Genomic DNA, 15,668 nt, shown 5'->3' with positions numbered 1-15,668 from the left:
GCCGAGTACCACCGGAAGATGGACCTCACTGCGGTCCGTCGGGTGTAACGGAATGAGCGCTCAGGGGCCGGTTCTGCATCCGGTGGGCGGAGCGGAACTGCCCGTGGGGCAGGCTGTGCCGGAGGGACTCGATGAGGGGCTACTGCTGGGTGCGGCGGCGATTTTCACCACGATGGTGCTGCCCTGGGCAACCTCGCTGTCCGCACCAGGATCCTGACCGACGACCTTACCGGGGCTGACCTGGGAGTTTTCCTCGGTGCGGAAATCCACCTTGAGCGTGGGGGACAGATCGGCGATGGCCTGGGCGGCCTCATCCTTGGTCTTGCCGAACAAGGCGGGAAGCTTGACCTTGCCGGTGGAGACGTTGAGGTTCACGATGCTCCCGGCAGCCACTTTCTCTCCGAAGGCCGGAGACGTGGACACCACCTGGCCCGCAGGAATCTTGGGGTCATCCACCAGGACCGTCATCCCGGCGTTGAGCTGCAGAGCGCGCAATTGATCCCGGGCGGCGCTCTCAGTCATACCGGACAAGGTGGCCGGAATGACGATGCTGGCCGGGCCCTTGGAGATCTTGAGATGGACTTCAGAACCTTCAGGAACCGAGGCGCCCGTGGTCGGGTCGGTACCGACGGCGTAACCGACCTTCACGGTGTCGTCATAGACCTTCTCACTGACGGGCTTGAGCTTGGCCCCCCACAGTGCATTGGAGGCCTCAGTCTCGTTCATGCCGACTACCGAGGGGATGGCCACGGTGGATGGGGGCGCTGGTTTGGCCGTCAGCATCGAATACAGGAAATAGCCACCGGCCAGCAGCACGATCAGCAAGCCGATGAAGAGCACCGTGATCCACGCCCGTCGTCGGCGTCTGACCCTCCGATCCACTTCCTTTTCGTTCATCAGTCCCAGCGGAACCTCTTCCGCCTCGTCGGGCTCGCCCGTGGTGAGCGATCCACCGGAGAGCACCTTCGCCATCGCCCGGGTGGAGGGGCCAGCGTCGGGGGCAACGGCATCGGAGGAGGTCCCCGGTACCGGGGCGGGGGCCTCTACGGCAGCAACTGCCACCGTTTCCGCCGGAGCCGCCACCGGATCAGGCGCGACCACCGGAACGGGAAGAGCGACGCCCGCCTTGGCTGCACGGAGGGCCCGGCGGAAGGCAGCCGCATCCTGAAAACGATCGAGGCGATCCTTCTGCAGCGCCTTCACCAGCACACTGTCCAGGGCCGGGCTGACTTGGGGGTTGTAATGGCTGGGCAGCTCGGCTGCCTCACCCACGTGCTGATAGGCCACGGACACCGGGCTGTCGCCGACGAAGGGCGGCCGACCGGTGAGCATTTCATAGAGTAGACAGGCGGCGGAGTAGAGATCGCTGCGGGCATCGACGCTCTCCCCACGAGCCTGCTCCGGCGAAAGATACTGGGCGGTGCCAATGACGGCCTGGGTCTGCGTCATGGTGGCCGAGGAATCCGCCATGGCCCGGGCAATGCCAAAGTCCATCACTTTCACCGAGCCGCCGTCCGCCGTCACCATGACGTTCGCAGGCTTGATATCCCGGTGCACGATGCCGGCCCGGTGGCTGTATTCAAGGGCGGACAACACGCCCAGCGAGTAGTCGATGGCGTGGTCGATGCTCAGTGTGCCGGAGCGGACCAGCTCGCGCAGGGTGTGGCCCTGCACGTATTCCATGACGATGTAGGGAAGACGTGGTGAGTCGACCCGTCCGTCGGCAGGGGGCTCGTCGGCGGTGTCATAAACGGCCACGATCGAGGGGTGGTTGAGTCCGGCCACCGCCTGCGCCTCCCGACGGAAGCGCGCCTGGAACTGCGGGTCGCGCGCCAGATCCGGGCGGAGCAGTTTGACGGCGACCGGGCGACCCAGGCGCAGATCCTTGCCCAGGAAGACGTCAGCCATCCCCCCGCGCCCCAGCAGCCGCTCCAGCTCGTAGCGACCGTTGAGCAGACGGCGCGTGCCTTGGGTACTGGGCGCACTGTCGCTCATCGGTCGGTCCTTTCTGCTGGTGGTTGGCTGGGGTTCAGGGGCGGGGCTGGTCACTGTGTGTGGCGGCTACGGCTTCGTGGAGCTCGCCGAGGAGCTCGAGGACGGCGCAGTGCCGGTCACGTAGGTGACTACCGAGCCCTTCGGCACGGAGGCACCGGGGACCGGGCTCACTCCGGTGACCGGCGCACTCGTGTTGGGTCCGGAGGGCACCAGACCGGCTGTGACCAGGGCACTGGCATACTGCTGTCCGGTCTGGCCACCGATTGCGGGGACCGTCACCATCTCGGGCCCCTTGGAGCATTTGACGGTCACTGCGGATCCGACGGGCACCGGGCCCGCGGGCGAGACATCCAGCACCGTACCCGCCGCGGAAGGATCGAAGACCTGATCCTCCTGCACCTGCAGGTTCATCGCCACGAGCTGCGTCTTCACGGCGGAGCACTGCTTGCCGTTGAACTGATCCGGGTAGATCGTCACCGTCGTCGCGCTGCTGGTGGCGCTGGCCGAGGTGCTCGGGGAGGTACTGGTGGCAGTGGTACTGGAGGGGGTACTCGCGACGCTCGAGGAGCTCTGTGTGGCCGTGTTGACCCCGGTGGAGTGCGAGGAGAACACGCCCAGCGCATTGAGCAGCAGAGCGATGATCACCAGTGCCGCCAGGATCAACAGACCCACCAGAGGCCAGGTCCAGGGGCTACGGCCCTTGGACTGCTGGCGTTGCTCGGCGGAATCGTCGCTGACCTGCGCCAGATCGGAGGCGGACCAGTCACGTTGGGCGGCAACCGTCTCTGCCGCCGCAGCAGCGGTCGGAACCGCAGGAAGGGCAGAGGTGACCGGAGCGGGGTACATCGAGGTCGCGGCCGTCGGTACGCCGGTGCCCAGCACCGTGGTGGCCGGGTCGACGTTCACCGGCGCCGTGATGGGGCCGGTGCTGAATTCGAAGAGCAGCATGCCGGGCACGGCAGCCTGCGCTGCGGCAATGTCACCAGCGCGGATCGCGTCCGCCGCCTCAGCGAGCCGGTCGGCGTTGGCGGGGCGGTTGGCCGGGTCCTTGGCCAGCATGGACATCAGCAGTGCACGCACCGGGGAGGGCAGGGACTCAGGCAGCGGCGGCGGGGCGTCATTGACCTGGGCCAGTGCGATGGCGATCTGGGACTCCCCGGAGAAGGGCCGGTGCCCGGTCAGGCACTCGTAGCCGATCACGCCGAGGGCGTAGATATCGCTGGAACCGGTCGCCTGCTGTCCGGTGGCCTGTTCCGGCGCCAGATACTGGGCGGTACCCATGACCTGACCGGTCTGGGTCAGCGGAACCTGATCAGCCAGCCGGGCGATGCCGAAATCGGTGATCTTGACCTGACCGTCCGGGGTGATCAGCAGGTTGCCCGGCTTCACATCCCGGTGCACCAGCCCCTGGGCGTGGGCGGCGGAGAGACCGCGGGCAGTCTGGGCAATGATGTCCAGCGTCCGGTCCGGGCTGAGCACCCGGTCGCGCTCAATGATGGAGGAGAGCGGCTCGCCCGGTACCAGCTCCATCACCAGGTAGGCAGAGCCGTCCTCCTCACCGTAGTCAAAGACGCCGGCGATGCCGCGATGGTTCAGTCGCGCGGTGTTGGTCGCCTCGGCGCGGAACCGCTGGAGGAAGTTCGGATCGCCCGTGTATTCCTCTTTGAGGATCTTGATGGCTACCGTGCGCCCCAGGACCAGGTCCTGGGCACGCCACACCTCGCCCATGCCGCCGATGGCGATTCGAGAAGTGAGTTGGAACCGTCCGCCCAAGGTATCGCCGGAGATAGGCCTCACTTGTTCAACACCGCCTTGATGAGTTTGCTTGCATTAGGACTGGTCAGTTGGTTTCCGGCCACGATGTCCGCGCCCTGGACCATGATGGAAACCACTACTTGCGGGTCATCGGCAGGAGCAAATCCGGTGAACCAGGAATTCTTCGGGGCGCTGGGGTTGGTCAGGTCGCCTTCGGCCGTTCCGGTCTTCCCTGCGACCTTGATGCCGGGGACCGCAGCAGCGTGGGCGATGCCGTTGTCCACCACGCCGGTCATCCAGTCAGTGAGCTGCTGTGCCACCTCGGGACTGATCGATTGGCGCAATTGCTCCGGTTTGAAATCGTATCGCGAGACCGGCTTCAAATCCGGCGTTCGCACGCCCTGCACCAGCTGTGGTTTCATCTGGGCACCCTTATTGGCGATGGCGGAGGTCAACATGGCGACCTCCAGAGGAGTCACCTGGACGTTCTGTTGGCCGATGGCACTGCGGGCCAGTTCGGCCTGTCCCAGAGTCCCGCCCTTGCCGCCGGGAAAGACGCTGGTGGCCACCGGCATGCTGGGCAGGCTGAGCCCGGAGGTATTGAAGCCAAACTTCGTGGCCTGGTCCGTGATGGCCTGCTGCCCCAGGTCGAGGGCAATCTGGGCGAACGGTGTGTTGCAGGACTGCGCCAGGGCGAAGGCGAAATCTGCCTGGGTCTGGAGCTTGCAGTTGCCGTAGACATAGTTGGGCAGATCAACGCTGGTTCCGGGGAAGGTCAGCGAGGGCGGGTTAGCCAGCACCGAGTCCTTGGTGTACTTGCCGCTGGAGAGCGCTGCGGCAGTGTCCACCAGCTTGAAAATGGAGCCTGGCGAGTAGGTGAGCCGGTAGGCGCTGGAGCCGTACATGTTCACATTGGGATCCTGGGTGAGCGTGCTGAAGTTCTGCGCCACCTGTGGGTAGTTGTGCCCGGCCAGCAGGTTGGTGTCGTAGCTGGGTTTGGACACCATGGCGATGATCGCGCCGGTCTTGGGGTTCATCACCACAATGGAGCCGACGGTGCCATCCGGAATCATGTCGTAGGCCATCTTCTGAATGGCCGGATTGATGGTCAGCTCCACCGAGGACCCCTTCGGCTGGCTGCCGGAGAGGAGCTGTGCGATCTGGTCGAAGAACAACTCCGGTGCCTGGCCAGTGAGCTGGTCATTCATCGCTAGCTCCAACCCGGAGGCACCGAAAGCCTGCGTGAAGAAACCGGTGAGCCCGGCGTACAACGGACCATCCACGTACTGGCGCACGTAGGCGCAGGAGTCGCCGGAAGGAACGGACTGGGCGATGGCCTGTCCGCCCGCCACAATGGCTCCGCGCTGGCCACAGTAGGCCTGCAGCAGGGACTGGGTGTTGAGGTCGTTGTGCTTCAGGCTGTCTGCCGCGAAGAACTGAACATAGGTGACGGAGCCCAGGATGAGCGCCATCAGCACGACGGCGACAGCCCAGGAGGATCGGATGGCCTGGTTCATGAGGTGGTCACCTTCGATCCGTCGAATGGTTCAGTGGCGGGCGCGTTCACGGAAGGGCTCGTGGTGCCCGGGTGGCTCTCCGTGGCCTGGTCTGCGGGTGAGTCCTGCGGCAGCGGGGTGGTCACGATCGGCCGCCGGCCGGCATCGGAGATCAGCAGGAACAGGGCCACGATGATCCAGTTGGCCAGCAGGGAGGAGCCTCCAGCGGCCAGGAACGGCGTGGTCAGACCGGTCAGCGGGATCAGTCGGGTGACCCCGCCGATCACCACGAAGCATTGCAGGGCGATGGCGAACGCCAGCCCGCAGGCGAGCAGCTTACCGAAGGCATCCCGGGCGCCCAGTGCGGCACGGAAGCCGCGGGTCACCAGTAGCGCATAGAGCAGGATGATGGCGAAGAGGCCGATCATGCCCAGTTCTTCACCGAGTGAGGCGATGATCATGTCCGCATTCGCGGCAAACACCAGCTGTGGATCCCCCTGGCCCAGCCCGGTGCCGAACAGCCCGCCATTGGCCATTCCGAAGAGTGCCTTGACGATCTGCTCGCTGCCGCCCGGGGCCCGGTTGTAGACCTCCGGGGAGAAGGCGTTGTACCAGGAGTCGATGCGCAGACCCACATGCGAGAAGATCCTGGCTGCTGCAAAACCGCCCACAGCAGCCAGGATGATGCCGATCACCACCCAGGAGAGCCGACCGGTGGCGACGTAGATCATCACCACGAACAGGCCGAAGAACAGCACTGCGGTGCCGAGATCGTGCTGGAAGATCAGGACGCCGACGCTGGCCGCCCAGGCCACGAGCATGGGACCGAGGTCCTGCGGACGAGGCAGCTGAAGCGGGCCGATCTTCCGCCCGGCCAGCAGGATGATGTCCCGGTTGGAGGAGAGGTAGCCGGCAAAGAACACGGCCAGGGTGATTTTGGCGACCTCACCAGGCTGGAAGGAGAGGGCGCCAATCTTGATCCAGACGCTGGCGCCGTTGATGTCGCCGCCGCCGATGATCGGCATCAGCGGCATGAGCAGGAGAATCACACTGACCGCGAGGAAAATATAGGTGAAGCGCCGGAGCACTTTGTGGTCCCGCAGGAACCAGATCACCGCCACCGCTGCCGCGACCGCCACGGTGGTCCAGATCCACTGACGGGTGGCTGCGCCATCGCCCGTGGCGACATCGATCCGATGGATCATCGCCAGGCCGATGCCGTTGAGCAGCACCACGATCGGAAGTATTACTGGATCGGCATATTTAGCGCGGAACCGCAAGGTCACATGCATGCCTATGGCCAGGAGGGTGAGCACCACTGCCTGCAGGTAGAAGTCGGCACCGAAGGGGATCCGCAGATCTATGTCGACTAAGGCATATGCTCCGATGCCCAGGATCAGGGCGAAAATGAGAAGCACCAGCTCGGTATTGCGCCGGGGCTTGGGGACGGTCAGAACCTGGCTCATGGGGTGGCTCCTCCCGTGCTCGCGGGAGGGCTGGAGGGCGGCGCGGAAGGTGCAGGGCTGGAGGTGCCTGTGCTGGGGCTCGAGGAGCTGGTCCCCGTTCCACCGGGGGATGCCGTGTCACTCGGGCTGCTGCCGTCCGGTGGGCTGATATGGCCCAGCTGCAGGTCCGTGATGATATTCCTCGCGTCCGCCAGGCTGGCCGCCGCGAGAGTCTGACTCAACCGCTGCTGGGAGAAGGGTGGCAGCGAGCTCACCGAGATATCGGTTTCGGAGTACAGATGGGAGAGCTGAATGGGGCCAAGACTCTGGGCCACCCCGTTGTAGATGGCCACTTTTCCATGGGATTCACCGACGTAATACCGGGTCTGCGTCCAGGCGTAGCCCACCCAGGCGGCACCGGCCAGGACCAGGATGACGGCGAGCGAGGCAGCCACGGCCAGCCACGTCCGGCGCCGGACGGGTTCGGTGATCAGCACGTACTCGTCGCTGTCTGAATCGGTGCGGTGGGTCAGTACCGCAGCGGCCCGCCGCGTGCGGCGGCGACCCTCGATGACCGGGATCTTGCCCTCGGCATGCGCGGTAACCGCCGCACCGACCAGTTGGTGCGGCCGCGCGGCAAGCTCTTCCCTGATGACCTCATCGGCTATGTGGTCACCCAGGGTGCTGCCGTGGCTGGTCTCGGCAGGATCGTCGGCCGGATCGTCGTCGCCCAGCTGATTGTCGTCCAGCTTCTCATCGGTGGGGGCGTCCGCTGCCTCGGCCTTCTCAGCCAGCCCATCGTTGGTGTCATCGGCCTGCTCACCGGTCTCATGCGGCTGGTCGGTCTCGGCATCGGCCGTTGCCGTCTCGGTTGCCACGACCGGCGCCCCAGCCGAGCTCGCTGCACCCGGCACCACGTCGATGCGCGCCGTGGTCACCCGGACGTCGTCGGCTGGTTCGTCATCGGGCCCTTCCGCTACCTCCACCAGAACCACGGTCACGTTGTCCGGGGCGCCGACCTCCAGGGTGAGGTTGATCAGTGTCTCCGCCGTGACCTCCAGGGACGGCGTCTGCCGCATGACCTGCTCCACGACGTCCAGATCCACGAAGTTCAGCCCGTCAGAGCACAGGAGCCAGCGTTCGCCCGGTGTGACCTCAAAGGTGCTGACATCCAGCTCCGGGGAGGCATCGACATCGCCGAGCACTCGCATCAGCACGTTCTTATGCGGGTGGACCTCGGCTTCCTCGGGAGTCAGTCGGCCTTCGTCGATGAGTCGCTGCACAAAGGTGTGATCGGTGCTGATCTGCTCGAAAATGCCGCCCTTGAGTCGGTAGGCGCGCGAATCACCGATATGCGCAAAGGCGAGCTTGCCTTCGGAGAGCAGCAGGGCGGTCACCGTGGTGCCCATGCCGGTCAGTTTGGGGTTGACGTGCACCATCTCGGAGAGCAGTGAGTTGGCAATCTGGATCTCATCGGCCAGTTGAATATCAGCATCACCCTGATAGCCGTCACGATCCAGATGAATCAGGTCCAGCACCGTGGAGGCGCTGGCGACGTCGCCACCGGCATGGCCGCCCATTCCGTCGGCCACCACGGCCAGATAGCGGCCCGCATACGCGGAATCGTCATTTTTGGCGCGCAGAAGGCCCACATCGGAGCGGGCGGCATAGCGCAGAACCAGCGAGGGGGATCCGGCCATCTCACGGCCTCAATTCGATGACCGTCTTGCCGATCCTGATCGGGACACCCAGTTCCAGAGGCAGCGCCCTGGTGAGTTGCTGATCCGCCAGATAGGTCCCGTTGGTGGAGCCGAGATCCTCGATGAACCAGCGGCTGCCCTGAGGAAAGAGGCGGGCGTGGCGTCCGGAGGCGTAGTCGTCTTCCAGAACGAGTGTGGCCTCTTGAGCGCGGCCCAGCAGGATGGGCGTCGTGCCCAGATCCAGCACCGTACCGCTCAGCGGGCCCTCGGTGACCACGAGCTGGCGGGCACGCTGGTGGACCGGCGGTGCGGCCAGTTCGGGGTGTTTGCGTGCCTGACGCGCGGTGGGCGTCCCGGTGCGGACCTTGCGGCCGATCACCAGGTCGCGACGCATCGCGGCCACCACGCTGAACACCATGACCCAGAGCAGCAGGAGGAAGCCGAAGCGCAGGACGGCCTGGGTCAGCCCGCTCAGCTCATCCATCAGCCGCCGCTCCCGGTGCGCGCTGAACCGGGGGAGCCGGTGGCCGGAATCAGTCGGAACACCATGGTTGCCCGGCCGATGGAAATCGTGGAGCCATCGTGCAGCGGTGCAGAGCCGTCAATCTTGCGGCCGTCGACGAAGCTCCCGTTGGTCGACCCCAGGTCAATGGCCGTGCTGGCGCCTCCCTGGCTGCGAATTTCGACGTGTCGGCGCGAGACTCCGGTGTCATCGACCAGAATGTCCGCATCGCTGGAGCGGCCGAGCACCACGGAGGAGGCGTTGAGTGAATAGCGCTGACCGTCGATGTCGAGCACCGGCTGAGGCGGTCGCTGAGGCAGTCGGGGCGCCTGGGGGGCGCGCTGAACCGGCGCCGGTGCGGGCCGGGGTGCAGCAGGGTTCGGCGAGGCGTAGGCGGCCGACGCCTGGGACGCAGTGGCCCCCCGGGCGTCTGAGCGCTCAATCGAGGAGATGACGCGCATCTCGCCCGGCTTGAGAGCGGCATCGCGCGTGAAGGACACCCGAACCGGCCCCTGCAGGGTGTAGCCCTGGGACCGGGCGTGACGGATGACGACGTCGCAGAGTTCCTCAGCCAGGGCAGCACCCCAGGTCTTGGCGCGCTCAAAGTCGTTGGGGCCCAGGAGGGTGTCGAATACATTCGGTGCGAAGGTGCGCTCGGCGTCGAACCTCATCGTCTTGTCATCCATCTCACGACGGATCCGACTGGCGATTTCCACCGGCTGTACCTGGGAGCGCGAGCCGCGGGAGAACGCGCCGCGAACGGCTTTCTCCAGACCACGCTCTACGTTGTCCAGTAGTCCCATCGGCACCTCCTCCTGTGTCGTTTCGGAGCGCGGCCATCTCCAGGACGACAGCGCAGGGCCAGCCTCCCGGCCGGATGCTTCTGGGCTTGATACTACTTGGTGCGCCTGTTGATGACCTTACTTTTGGTCCATGAACGGTCGAGATCGTTACCTGTTACAGGCGGTGGAAGAAGGTTCCGAGGGGTTGTTTTTCGGTGCTTCTGGGTGCCGTCGCCTGCGCGATTTGGGTGATTCGCGGATTTTCCGTTATGCTGAATGTCGCTGTGAACCGGGAATTCGTTCCAGGGTTCAGACACTCGCGCGAGTGGCGGAACGGCAGACGCGCTGGCTTCAGGTGCCAGTATCCGAAAGGGTGTGGGGGTTCAAATCCCCCCTCGCGCACAGATGAAAGTCCCGTAGACCTCAGGTCTGCGGGACTTTTGCGTTGTGTGACCACACAGCTGTGTGGTCACTGCGGGAGGGTGTTTCAGCATTGGGTGGGTAGTGCGACGCGTGTTTTCACCCTCGCGGTGCTGAACTACCCCCCTGGGGCCTGAGCGGCGGGTTCAGTGTGGCGCTGGGAAAGCTGGGAAAGCTGAGAAAAGGGATCAGGGTCGGAGGTGATCGAGGCGCAGCAGGAATTCGATGGTGCCTGTGTTTGCCACTTTGACGAAGCCCAGGTTCGGCGGCTGAATCGAGAAATCCGCCAGCACCAGATCGATGGTGCCGGAGATGGACACCTGTGCGTCCGAGCGCGCCACCTGCAATTTGGCGACCACCTCATGTTTCTGCCCGGCCAGTTCCAGGCTGCCCGAGGCGCTCAGCGACACCGGGGTGGCGGACAAGCCCGGAAGCCCGACCGGGGCTGACAGAACGAAGGATGCCGTGGGATGACTGTCCGTCTTCATCACGGAGCCGCGGAAGTAATTGTCCCGGGTTCCGTTGTCCGTCATGATGCTGGCAACGTCGACGTCGATCTGCGCCTGAGTCAGCTGTCCTCCGGCCACCGTGGCCGTGCCGCTGACTTTCCCGGTCCTGCCGACGACGGTGTTTTTCGCCCCGTTGAGCTGCTCGTCGATCCGGTATCCGGCCTGGGATCCAGTGCCGACTTTCCACTGCCCAGCATCTGCCGGATTGGCGACGCCGGCGGTGGTGGCAGCTGAGGGAGCGGCACTTGTACCGGGGGCGGTGGGGCTTCCCACGGTGGTGGACGGGCTGCTCAGGCTCAGCGGAGCGGGCGCGGGCCCCTGAGAGGCCGCGTACCACTGCGGTCCCAGGAACACTGCCACGGCGCCGAGGAGCACCACGACGACAGCAACAACCAGGATGAGACGAGTACGCTTCCGGATGGCCATCGGGGCTCCCTTCTGATCCGGCCAGTCTACGGCGCGGTGCCACACAAGCCCATGCTCCTGAGGCCTCGGGTTCAGCGCAGAGATGGCCGTTTCAGCCCGAAGATCTCCTTCAGCGCCCTGGTTGCCGCGTGATACCCGCCCATTCCGTGCACACCGGGCCCGGGAGGTGCCGCCGCGGAGCACAGGTAGGTTCCGGCCAGCGGTGTGTTCCACGGGGCGAGGCTGAGCGTAGGACGGGCAATCAACTGCCGCAGATCGGGCACCCCGGTCCCGAAGTCACCTCCGACGTAGTTGGCGTTGTACTCGGCCAGCTGTGCCGCCGTCGTCGCACGTGAGGACACGATGAGGTCGCGGAAGCCGGGGGCAAAGCGCTCCAGCTGGCGTACGACGGCGTCCCGCATGTCTCGCGTGGAGCCAGCCGGAACATGGCAGTAGGTCCACAGCACGTGACGTCCTGCCGGCGCCCGGCTGGGGTCGAAACTGCTGGGTTGTGAGAGCAGGACATAGGGCTCGGTGGGGTGCTCGCCCCGTGCTACCTGACGCTCGGAAAGCGCCATCTCTGCGCGGCTGCCGCCCGCATGCACCGTGCCCGCCAGCGCCAGTTCCGGATTCTGCCAGGGCACTGGGCCGGAGAGGATGAAGTCCACTTTGCAGGCAGCGTTGTTATAGCGGTACCGCCGCAGCGCGGCCGCATAGCGGTCTGGCAGCCGTTCTCCAGCCAGGGAGAGCAGCCCCCGCGGACCGACATCGAGCAGCGTGGCGCGGTACTCCTCCAGCTCGCCCAGGTCGGTGATCGGAGTATCGGTGTGGAGCGTCCCGCCGTGGGCCAGGAAATCGTCCAGCATGGTCTGGGAGATCTGGGCCGAACCACCCCGGGGGATCGGCCAGCCTACCGTGTGCGCCAGATTGGTCAGCACCAGGCCGGCCGCGGCCGAACTCAGGCTGGGTTGTGGGGCCACGGTGTGCACCGCAGCCCCGGTGAGCAATGCCGGCGCCTCCTGGTCGTGGAAGCCGAGATTCCAGGCTGGGCTGCCCTGCCAGAGGGTTCCCAGAGCCAGAGCGGTGAAGGCCAGCGGATCACGGGGTATCCGGAGCACCGGGTGCAGGGCAACATCCAGCACGCCCTGGACGCGGTCCACGAGTGGCCCCATCAGCCTGCGGTATCCAGCACCGTCCCGGCCCAGCCCCTCCACCGTGCGGTCCAGGCTGTGATACGCCAGGCCCGCCCGTCCGCCATCGAGCGGGTTGCCGTAGGAAATCTCCGGAGTGAACCATTCCAGCTTCTCCGCCAGGCCGAATTCGCGAAAGAACGGCGAGGCGAAGGCCATGGGATGTACTGCCGAGCAGACATCATGCCAGTGTTCCGGCGCTATCAGCTCCTGGGTCCGGGTTCCGCCGCCGATCGTACTGCTGGCCTCGAAGAGGTCGACCTGCAGGCCCGCGCGTGCCAGCAGCACGGCAGCGGCCAGACCATTAGGCCCGGATCCGACGACGGCGGCATCCCTCATGAGGTGCCTTCCGCACCTTCTGCGGCCACGGCGGAGGGGTTGAAGGATTTGGTGAAAGTGGAGGAGATGACCCCACCGAAGGCTTTCCAGGTCCGGTCCCGGACAAAGATGAAGTCGATGGCGATCATGGTCAGCGAGAACCACGGGAGCCCCATCAGGACGGCGATGCCGATATGGAAGGACATGATGCCGAAGAGCGCAAGGATGCGGGTGGGGCGGGTCAGCAGCAGTAGCGGGAAGGTGATCTGCATGATGATCGACCCCCAGCTGATGGCGGCGACTACCGCTCCCCAATGGGTGGTGATCTGGCTCAGTTCAGGCCAGGTGCCGAACCGTTCGGTCATCAGCGGGTTGTAGATCGCATAGCCCGTGGACCACGGTACGCCGCCCGCCTTGTACAGCGCGCCCGAGGCGTAGACGAAGCAGACCTGGGCGGTCAGGGCCACGAGCGCCAGATTGTGGAACAGTGAGCCGATCTGCGGATCGAGGGGGGAGTGACCGCGCCAGACGCGCACCAGCCACGGAGTGCTTGCCGGAAGGTCCGCGAATTTGGCCCTGCGCCGGGCATCGAGGGAGAGCCTGGCTGCAGGATCGGCAAAGAAGAACAGCAGCAGGGCAATGCGGTACATATTGTCGCCCTGATCGCCGAGCATGTCATTGGCCTCAATGAAGGAGACCCACATGATGAAGTACAGCGGCAGAACGATCCGAAACCGCCAGCCCAGAATGAAGAGCACGGCGAGCAGCATGAGGATCAGGTAGAGCAAGGTGTAGACAGCGCCGTTGAGCATGGCGTCATGGAACATCGAGAAGATGCCGATTCGGGCCAGATCGCTCTTGGCCACCGGCATTTCGCCGTTCCACGCCGAGCCCGGGCCAAAGGAGTAGAGCCGGGTCGAGAAGTTGGCCATGAGCAGGGTCAGCCCGGTTACACCGAACACGATGCGCGTCACGCCCAGGCCATACAGTGATTTCTTGGAATCCAGCAGCCAGGACTCAACCCAGAGGTACCCTCGCTGAACCAGCGAGCCGATCAGGGTGAACAGTTGCTGCAGCAGGCTGCGGATAAAGCGTCCCAGGCCGCTCAGATACCCGATGATGATGGCGCCCAGGCCCCCCGGTCCCGGGCGTTGTGCGCCGGGTTTCTGTGCGCTGGATTTCTGAGCGCTGGGGCGTTGCGAGGCCTTGACGGGGTTCATCGCTGGGTCTTTTCGTAGTGGGCGCGGAAGGTTGCTGCAAAATCCAGTGATGACTGACCTGGGGCGGCATCGAGGCCCCGCCAACCGGTATTGGCCAGCTGCAGAGGCTGGGGTTTGACCGTGGGATCGTTGCGCTGGGCGAACGGGGTGATGTTCTGTCGGTAAATCTGGAACTGAACCCGCTCGATTTTGTCGCCCCAGATGGCTTTTGCGACCTGGGTGGCGTAGCGGTCCACCCGGGTTTCCTGAATCAGGTAGGCATTGACGACGTCGGGGTTGCCATAGCTGAGCAGTTTGTCATTGAGGCGTGCGGACCAGTCGGTGCCATTGGTGTAGTTCAGGCCCACGATCACCTTGTGATCGGCGGTGAGGTTGTCCCAGGCGCCCTTGAATTCGGAGGCAAGCTCGGCGGCCTGGATCCCGGCGCGGGGTGGGAAAAGATTGTGCTGAATCATCGACAGCTCCACCGCAGTTGCGTCGACCCAGTCGGTGACCTGCTCCTGACCGTTGACCGTGCTGCTGGAACGGACTTTCAGGGTGAAGTTTCCATTGATCGGTTCCGGGGCGAAGACGCTCCAGGACTGACCGAAGAGTGGGATCATATAGGCCGTCAGGGTCGGCTGGCCGCCCGGGAATGCGGACCGCGCTCCGTCCGAGTATGGGGCGATCCACAAGAAGGATGCCGCAACGTGCCACGCAGTCAGAAGTACCGCAAGAACCATCACCACACGGACATACGGTTTGCGTTTCACAGGGGTGCTGGTGCTTGTCGGCTCAGCCACAATTCTTCCTTTAACTTGATCTGATGACCGACCCCCCAAGCCGCTTACCTCAAGAGTAAAGGGCTATCCTGGGGGTCAGTGAGAATGATGGCCCCGGCGCGGTGATCCGAGCCGGGGCCATCATTGTTCTTACTGGTAGATCCCTAGTGCTTGAACCTAGCGTTCAGCGGTGATCTTCCGTCGTTTGCGGCTGGCAGCCGCACCGATCATGACGGCACCCAGGAGCAGGATGACGGCACCACCTGCAAGCAGGGGCAGCACGCCATTCGCTCCGGTGTCCGGCAGCGAGCCGTCACCGGTGCCGGTTGCTGCGGCCGAGGAGCTGGCCGAAGCGGTGGCCGCGACCGGAATGACGGTGAACCCGACAGTTCCGGTACGGGTCGCGTCGGTCGTGGAGGTCAGCGTCACACTGTGAGCGCCAACTTCCAGATCCTTGCTGTTGAAGGTGAACACCACCTGGCCGTTAGCGTCAGCGGTCTGCACACCCAGATCCATTGGCACGGAGTGAACCGTCCCGGAGACCACTTCGCCAGCCTTGAAACCATGGCCGGTCACCGTCAGGACGGTATCCTCGCCCACCGTGACGACCGACTTATCGATGGTCACCGTGATCGGGGTGCCGTTGCTGCTGGAGCTGGCGTTGGTGTTCGCGGACGCCGTTGCCGACGCGGTTGCGTTGGCGTTGGTGTTTGCTGCTGCCTGTGCTGACGCCTGGTTGGAGGAGTTAGCTGTGGCTGCTGCGCTTGCCGCTGCTGCAGTGTTGGCATTAGCTGCGGCGGATGCCGTGGCGTTGCTGTCTGCGTTTGCCGTGCTCCATGCGGCTGCGTTGGCTGCGGACTGAGCCGAAGCGTTGGCAGTGCTGGTGGCATTGGCCGAGGCAGTGGCCGTGGCGTCCGCAGTGGCCGCAGAAGAGGCCGCTGCGTTGGCATTGGCGTTGGCTGCTGCAGTCGCAGCGCTGCTGGCATCCGCGTTGGCGGCCGCCTGCGCTGCTGCCTGCGCTGCGGCATTGGTTGCCGCAGTGGCTGTGGCGCTTGCTGATGCCGCCGCTGATGCCGTTGCGTTGGCGTTGGTGTTTGCTGCTGCCTGTGCTGACGCCTGGTTGGAGGAGTTAGCTGTGGCTGCTGCGCTTGCCGCTGCTGCAGTGTTGGC

Annotated in this window: 14 protein-coding genes and 1 tRNA gene; 3 read left to right on the top strand and 12 right to left on the bottom strand. The window is 65.0% G+C overall.

Annotation, left to right across the window (positions count from 1 at the left end):
- Positions 1 to 60: 60 nt before the first annotated feature.
- From pknB to QQM37_RS12485, 7 genes are all read right to left on the bottom strand, one after another.
- Positions 61 to 1,995 carry a Stk1 family PASTA domain-containing Ser/Thr kinase gene (gene pknB, locus QQM37_RS12515; RefSeq protein ID WP_285727948.1) on the bottom strand — a complete coding sequence of 645 codons (1,935 nt, stop codon included), beginning with the start codon at positions 1,993 to 1,995 and terminating at the stop codon, positions 61 to 63.
- A 66-nt stretch (positions 1,996 to 2,061) separates the two neighbouring features.
- Positions 2,062 to 3,792, bottom strand: coding sequence for a protein kinase domain-containing protein (locus QQM37_RS12510; RefSeq protein WP_285727947.1), 1,731 nt, complete (start codon positions 3,790 to 3,792; stop codon positions 2,062 to 2,064).
- Positions 3,789 to 5,267, bottom strand: a complete 1,479-nt coding sequence (locus QQM37_RS12505) for a peptidoglycan D,D-transpeptidase FtsI family protein (RefSeq protein ID WP_285727946.1) — start codon at positions 5,265 to 5,267, stop codon at positions 3,789 to 3,791. The genes QQM37_RS12510 and QQM37_RS12505 overlap by 4 nt, the downstream gene beginning before the upstream one ends.
- Positions 5,264 to 6,712 (bottom strand): FtsW/RodA/SpoVE family cell cycle protein, encoded by a 1,449-nt coding sequence (locus tag QQM37_RS12500; protein WP_285727945.1) that lies wholly within the window; start codon positions 6,710 to 6,712, stop codon positions 5,264 to 5,266. Before QQM37_RS12500 ends, QQM37_RS12505 begins: the two co-directional genes overlap by 4 nt.
- Positions 6,709 to 8,391, bottom strand: coding sequence for a PP2C family protein-serine/threonine phosphatase (locus QQM37_RS12495; RefSeq protein ID WP_285727944.1), 1,683 nt, complete (start codon positions 8,389 to 8,391; stop codon positions 6,709 to 6,711). The genes QQM37_RS12500 and QQM37_RS12495 overlap by 4 nt, the downstream gene beginning before the upstream one ends.
- 1 nt (position 8,392) lies before the next feature.
- Positions 8,393 to 8,875, bottom strand: a complete 483-nt coding sequence (locus QQM37_RS12490; RefSeq protein WP_285727943.1) for an FHA domain-containing protein FhaB/FipA — start codon at positions 8,873 to 8,875, stop codon at positions 8,393 to 8,395.
- Positions 8,875 to 9,696, bottom strand: a complete 822-nt coding sequence (locus tag QQM37_RS12485; protein WP_285727942.1) for an FhaA domain-containing protein — start codon at positions 9,694 to 9,696, stop codon at positions 8,875 to 8,877. Before QQM37_RS12485 ends, QQM37_RS12490 begins: the two co-directional genes overlap by 1 nt.
- Positions 9,697 to 9,994: 298 nt before the next feature.
- Here QQM37_RS12485 and QQM37_RS12480 point away from each other — a divergent pair.
- Positions 9,995 to 10,077: transfer RNA gene (locus QQM37_RS12480), tRNA-Leu, on the top strand.
- A 206-nt stretch (positions 10,078 to 10,283) separates the two neighbouring features.
- On the opposite strand, the gene QQM37_RS12475 is transcribed toward QQM37_RS12480, so the two are convergent.
- From QQM37_RS12475 to QQM37_RS12455, 5 genes are all read right to left on the bottom strand, one after another.
- Entirely contained in the window at positions 10,284 to 11,030 is a 747-nt protein-coding gene (locus QQM37_RS12475; RefSeq protein WP_285727941.1) for a YceI family protein, read from the bottom strand.
- Positions 11,031 to 11,101: 71 nt separating this feature from the next.
- Positions 11,102 to 12,538: a phytoene desaturase family protein gene (locus QQM37_RS12470; RefSeq protein ID WP_285727940.1), complete on the bottom strand. Its 1,437-nt coding sequence runs from the start codon at positions 12,536 to 12,538 to the stop codon at positions 11,102 to 11,104.
- Positions 12,535 to 13,737, bottom strand: coding sequence for an HTTM domain-containing protein (locus QQM37_RS12465; protein ID WP_285727939.1), 1,203 nt, complete (start codon positions 13,735 to 13,737; stop codon positions 12,535 to 12,537). The genes QQM37_RS12470 and QQM37_RS12465 overlap by 4 nt, the downstream gene beginning before the upstream one ends.
- Complete coding sequence (locus tag QQM37_RS12460; protein ID WP_285727938.1) at positions 13,734 to 14,519, bottom strand: DUF5819 family protein; 786 nt, start codon at positions 14,517 to 14,519, stop codon at positions 13,734 to 13,736. The genes QQM37_RS12465 and QQM37_RS12460 overlap by 4 nt, the downstream gene beginning before the upstream one ends.
- 156 nt (positions 14,520 to 14,675) lie before the next feature.
- Positions 14,676 to 15,125 carry a hypothetical protein gene (locus tag QQM37_RS12455; protein ID WP_285727937.1) on the bottom strand — a complete coding sequence of 150 codons (450 nt, stop codon included), beginning with the start codon at positions 15,123 to 15,125 and terminating at the stop codon, positions 14,676 to 14,678.
- On the opposite strand from QQM37_RS12455, the gene QQM37_RS12450 reads away from it, so the two are divergent.
- Together QQM37_RS12450 and QQM37_RS12445 are read left to right on the top strand one after the other, a co-directional pair.
- A complete protein-coding gene (locus QQM37_RS12450; RefSeq protein WP_285727936.1) occupies positions 15,100 to 15,360 on the top strand; it encodes a hypothetical protein in 261 nt (86 codons plus the stop codon). The genes QQM37_RS12455 and QQM37_RS12450 overlap by 26 nt on opposite strands.
- A gap of 21 nt (positions 15,361 to 15,381) precedes the next feature.
- Positions 15,382 to 15,668: hypothetical protein (locus QQM37_RS12445; protein WP_285727935.1), on the top strand; the 287-nt coding region annotated here is incomplete at its 3' end.

Origin of the sequence: Psychromicrobium xiongbiense (assembly GCF_030271165.1) — a bacterium.
Lineage (GTDB): Bacteria > Actinomycetota > Actinomycetes > Actinomycetales > Micrococcaceae > Renibacterium > Renibacterium xiongbiense.
Note: the sequence above shows the minus strand (reverse complement) of the source record. Positions and strands in the feature narration are given on the sequence as shown.

Coding starts and splice junctions, on each gene's coding strand:
- pknB (WP_285727948.1), bottom strand. CDS start 1,995: ATGAGCGACAGTGCGCCCAGTACCCAAGGCACGCGCCGTCTGCTCAAC.
- QQM37_RS12500 (WP_285727945.1), bottom strand. CDS start 6,712: ATGAGCCAGGTTCTGACCGTCCCCAAGCCCCGGCGCAATACCGAGCTG.
- QQM37_RS12465 (WP_285727939.1), bottom strand. CDS start 13,737: ATGAACCCCGTCAAGGCCTCGCAACGCCCCAGCGCTCAGAAATCCAGC.
- QQM37_RS12490 (WP_285727943.1), bottom strand. CDS start 8,875: ATGGATGAGCTGAGCGGGCTGACCCAGGCCGTCCTGCGCTTCGGCTTC.
- QQM37_RS12495 (WP_285727944.1), bottom strand. CDS start 8,391: ATGGCCGGATCCCCCTCGCTGGTTCTGCGCTATGCCGCCCGCTCCGAT.
- QQM37_RS12470 (WP_285727940.1), bottom strand. CDS start 12,538: ATGAGGGATGCCGCCGTCGTCGGATCCGGGCCTAATGGTCTGGCCGCT.
- QQM37_RS12505 (WP_285727946.1), bottom strand. CDS start 5,267: ATGAACCAGGCCATCCGATCCTCCTGGGCTGTCGCCGTCGTGCTGATG.
- QQM37_RS12475 (WP_285727941.1), bottom strand. CDS start 11,030: ATGGCCATCCGGAAGCGTACTCGTCTCATCCTGGTTGTTGCTGTCGTC.
- QQM37_RS12485 (WP_285727942.1), bottom strand. CDS start 9,696: ATGGGACTACTGGACAACGTAGAGCGTGGTCTGGAGAAAGCCGTTCGC.